This window comes from Psychrobacillus sp. (assembly GCF_056205495.1).
On record NZ_JBAEAP010000649.1, the window covers coordinates 1 to 4,303 of the forward strand.

Annotated in this window: 5 protein-coding genes; 3 read left to right on the forward strand and 2 right to left on the reverse strand. The window is 38.6% G+C overall.

Going from position 1 to position 4,303, the window contains the following annotated elements; all coding sequences use genetic code 11:
• From AC06OU_RS18680 to AC06OU_RS18690, 3 genes are all read left to right on the forward strand, one after another.
• Positions 1-543 (forward strand): iron-containing alcohol dehydrogenase (locus AC06OU_RS18680; RefSeq protein WP_475857713.1); only part of this gene is annotated, 543 nt, incomplete at its 5' end.
• Between the two features lie 208 nt (positions 544-751).
• Positions 752-1,162: a hypothetical protein gene (locus AC06OU_RS18685; RefSeq protein ID WP_475857714.1), complete on the forward strand. Its 411-nt coding sequence runs from the start codon at positions 752-754 to the stop codon at positions 1,160-1,162.
• 198 nt (positions 1,163-1,360) lie between these two features.
• Positions 1,361-2,662 (forward strand): hypothetical protein, encoded by a 1,302-nt coding sequence (locus tag AC06OU_RS18690; protein WP_475857715.1) that lies wholly within the window; start codon positions 1,361-1,363, stop codon positions 2,660-2,662.
• Here AC06OU_RS18690 and AC06OU_RS18695 read toward each other — a convergent pair.
• On the reverse strand, positions 2,652-2,846 hold the full coding sequence (locus tag AC06OU_RS18695) for a hypothetical protein (protein WP_475857716.1): 195 nt from the start codon (positions 2,844-2,846) through the stop codon (positions 2,652-2,654). The two genes, AC06OU_RS18690 and AC06OU_RS18695, sit on opposite strands and share 11 nt — an antisense overlap.
• A gap of 292 nt (positions 2,847-3,138) precedes the next feature.
• Positions 3,139-4,303, reverse strand: a 1,165-nt coding sequence (locus AC06OU_RS18700) for an SH3 domain-containing protein (RefSeq protein ID WP_475857717.1), incomplete at its 5' end; no start/stop codon positions are given.

A 4,303-nucleotide genomic window follows, 5' to 3' on the forward strand; every position in this document is an offset into this window, starting at 1 on the left:
GTCTCCGATGCGTTAGCTTTACAGGCCATTCGTCTAATCAGCAATTCCATTCGTACCGCTGTATCGAACGGTGAAGACAAACAAGCTCGTACCGATATGAGCTACGGCAGCTATTTAGCCGGCCTTGCCTTCTTCAACGCAGGAGTTGCCGGTGTTCATGCACTCGCGTATCCACTAGGCGGTCAGTTCCATATCGCCCACGGAGATTCCAATGCCGTCCTACTCCCTTATGTTATGGGCTACATACGCAAAAGCTGCGAAAAACGCATGAAGGATATTTACGAGGCAATGGGCTTCAGCTCTAGTAACCTATCTCAGGAGGAAGCATCCTATAAATGCGTCGCTGAGCTAAAGAGATTAGTAGAAGACGTAGGAATCCCTTCTACCCTTCAAGGCTTCGAGATTCCAGAAAGCGCCCTAGAAAGCTTGACGGAAGACGCAACAAAACAGAAGCGAATTTTGGCTCGCAGTCCGCTGGAGCTTGGTGAAAAAGAGATTGCTGCAATTTATCGAGCAGCTTTTGATGGAGAGATTGTGGAGTAGATTTGTTTTGGTTAGTCCCTGTGCCAGTTGGTGGCATGGGGATTTTTTGTTTCCCTATAAGTTGAACAAGAAAACCGAAACCTTATTTTTTTTATATGCATGGATGTTGTCACTAAAGAATAAATATGGAATTACTACCACTTCGAAATCTCCTATAGAAAATGGCTGAACGGGTTAACACGGAAAAGTGGAAAAACGAGGTTGATCTATGCTAGAAAAACTTAGAAAAATTAATATGCAAACGGCTGTATGTATGGGAATTTGTTTTTATTCCTTAACAATTTTACTACATGTTCTAATTATAAGCAGTGTAATACCATTTACATGGGTTAATGGTGGACGCTCTGATTCCTTTGCAGCTCAGCTACCGATATCTATTATCAGTATCGTTATTTGTATTTTGGGAGGAGTTTTCACACTATTTGTTGGTGGAAATACACAATACAAACATAAACGAGTAAGAATCGTCTGTTGTTGGTTTTTGGTTGTATTTTGGTCTTTTGGGTTTTTACAACAATTGTTGGGAACCCCGTTTGAAAAAATGGTTTGTTCGTTACTATTGATTCTTGGAATCTTCTCGAACTTGCGTATGGCGATTGAAAAAGATGTCACCACTTAAGGCTACAAGTTTTTGAAAAAAGTACTTATACTGATACGGATGCTTTAGTAAAAAGGAAAACAAACTAAAATGGGCTTAGCGAAAATATGCCAGCTCATTTTTTGTGTCTTGAATCCACCTTTAACATAGCCAAAAACAATTAACTTCTCTTTACATTTGCTGATATAATTGGAATAAAACATTAAAAGGAAGATTTTTGTGATAAAACTACAACTTCGACATATTTATATCTTCTTTCTACTTATTTCTATTGTATGTGTATACAGTGCCATACGCATTTCTAAAATGAAGGATACGGCTGACTTCGTGGATTTCTCTATAACCTTAATTTCTATTGTCGTATCTATTCTTGCTTTCCATTTTGCACTTAAAACCTATGTATCTATTGATAGCGTTAACGCCATTAATAAAATGCAAGGCAATGTGCTAGAAAACCCGGATTATGTTACCTCTATTCCTTCTATAATGAAAAAATACGCTCAATCCAATGCTACTGACGTATCCAAAGCAATATATGGAGATTTAACCGTTCTATATAAGAAGCAATCCAAATCTGCGATTGAGTTTGCTAATAACCTACAATACTTTATTGATTTAATTGTGTTCTTTCCTTCCTTGTTCACTGATTCCAATGCAAATCATAAAGAAAATGCGAAGAAAATGGATGAGATTTTGAAATTAATCGATAAACGTTTAAAGTCTTTAATGACAATAAGCACAGGAAATCTTTTATTAGTTGAAGAAACTATACAGCTTTTAAAATATGTAATGAAATACCAAAAGCTAGTGAATACCGAAAACAATAATATCCCTGCTTCTATATTAGAGATAAGAGGAAGTTTATTAAAAAATCCTGTGTCTAAAACTATTTACAATAATTACTTAGGGCTGTACTATCGCCAAAAGGCCATGGATATAATTTCAAAAGAGTTAAACCTTTCTAAGGATTTATTAGAAATCACAAGTTTAGAAGAAATTCGAGAAAATATAAGTGGAATTAACTCTGGATCCAGGCAAGTGGCTATTATGTACTTGGAGGAAGCCACGCAAGCCTTTGACCAGGCTCTTGAAAGCTCAGAACAAGATATTATGTGGATAGGATTTGTTTCTTTTAACCGTGCAAGAGCCGAGTTTTTCTTAGAACTTTTAACTGAAACATATTCTAATGAATGGGCTACCAGTATGAACGATGCTATAGTGGCTCGAGAGAAATTAAATATTATCCTGGACGACTTGTTCGAGGATAATGAAGCTACCTTTTTACGAAAGTCATTCTATTTTGAAGAGCATTTCGCAAAGATCGTATATGTGAATATTTGTGTGGCTAGTAAGATCGATATAACCAGTACTTTAAAGCAGCCCGAATACAAATATCCAAGCTACAACAACCTACTAAATGACACATATCTTATGAATCCAATAGCTAGCACTTCCAACCGAATTCATAAATATCAGCAACAGCTACAACAATATATGGAGAATGAAGTTACTATCTTGTAGACATTCTTTGAAGTGATGTAATTCGTTCAGGATTTATCGATGGAGTAGATTTGTTTAAGTTAGTCCCTGTGCCTATTGGTGGCATGGGGATTTTTTGTGGAACAAGGGGTTTTCCCTTTTGTGCAAGGTTTTCGTCCGTCTCCGCAAGGTTCTCTTCCATCTCCGCAAGGTTCACTCTCGTCACAGCAAGGTTCTCCTCCATCTCTGCAAGGTTCTACCGTCTCTGCAAAGTTCACTCCCATCTCCGCAAGGTTTTCTCCCGTCTCCGCAAGGTTCACTCCCGTCTCCGCAAGGTTTTCTCCCGTCTCCGCAAGGTTCTACCGTCTCTGCAAGGTTCACACCCGTCTCTGCAAGGTTCACACCCGTCTCTGCAAGGTTCTACCCCATCTCTGCAAGGTTCACTCCCGTCTCCGCAAGGTTCTACCGTCCCATATTAAAAACACTCATCCGGGATTTCCGAATGAGTGTTAGATCAATTATTTTAGTAAGTCAATATATCGACTGTACACGTATCCTTTTTTACCTTTGTAGGAAATGACATACCAGCCTTTTTCATTGCCAAGCACTTCTACTTCTTTGTTTTTAGCAATGGTTCCTAGCACTTTTCCACTGTTTGCTGCTTGAGCGCGGACATTCAAATGGTAAGCTGTTACTTTTCCTTTTGGTGCTTCTGGCTTAGTTACAGCCGGTTTTTTATTATCTTGAGGTATTGGCTTTGCTGGTTTAGTAGGTTTAACTGGTTTCTCTTTATCCTTTGGTGCTTCTGGTTTATTTAGTGCTTTAGCTAAGGCTAAATAAAAGTCTCCTGTTGTGTTTACTTTTGCAAATTGGGCGGAGTCCACTTTAGCTTTTCCTGATAGCTCTTTTATTTCCTGCTGTGTAATCGCATCCTTTACATTGATGGATGCGATATTCGTGTACTTTCCATCTTCTGTTGTAGGTACAGTTAGAATTCCTTTGTTGACTAGTTCTACAACGGCTTTTCGTGCTGGAGATTTTGTATCTACACCGACGATTTTCCAGTTGTTTTGAATAGTTGGTTTATATTCGCCCTTCATCTCGTCCTTTAAGTATCTAATGGCAAGGTTGCGAATGGTACCACCAGTTTCACCATAGGCACTTTCATCCTTGGATGACCAGGTCATATTAAACTTACGACCTTCTAACGCTTGTCCTTTAGATAGAAGAAAGTCCATTCTATATGCATTCATCCCTAATGTTAAGTGATCCTCTGCTTTAATCGGAGTTCCGTCTAGCTTTCTAAGGTTTTTAATACGTTTTCCCGGTGCCTCGGATAAGTCGATATCGTATTTCACATTACCGAAGAAGTCATTTGTACTGTATTTGGAAGCACGGCGAGTTTTATCAAAGCTTACTGTCACGTCACCATCACGCGTACTATTGAAATAGCCAACTGCCCATTCCATATAATCCTTTAAGTCTTTTCCTGTTACTTCATAGACAGATACTTCTCCACCAGCAAACTGATAGTTGTAAGCAATGTCTTTTTTCTTGATAGGTCCAACATTTAAGGAAGCTTTGTCATTGTCAATCTGATGAGCTACTACATCTGCATTACTATAATGAAGCATCACCTCATGGATAAAGTCCGACAAAGGTGTTTCTTGGACTTGCACTGCT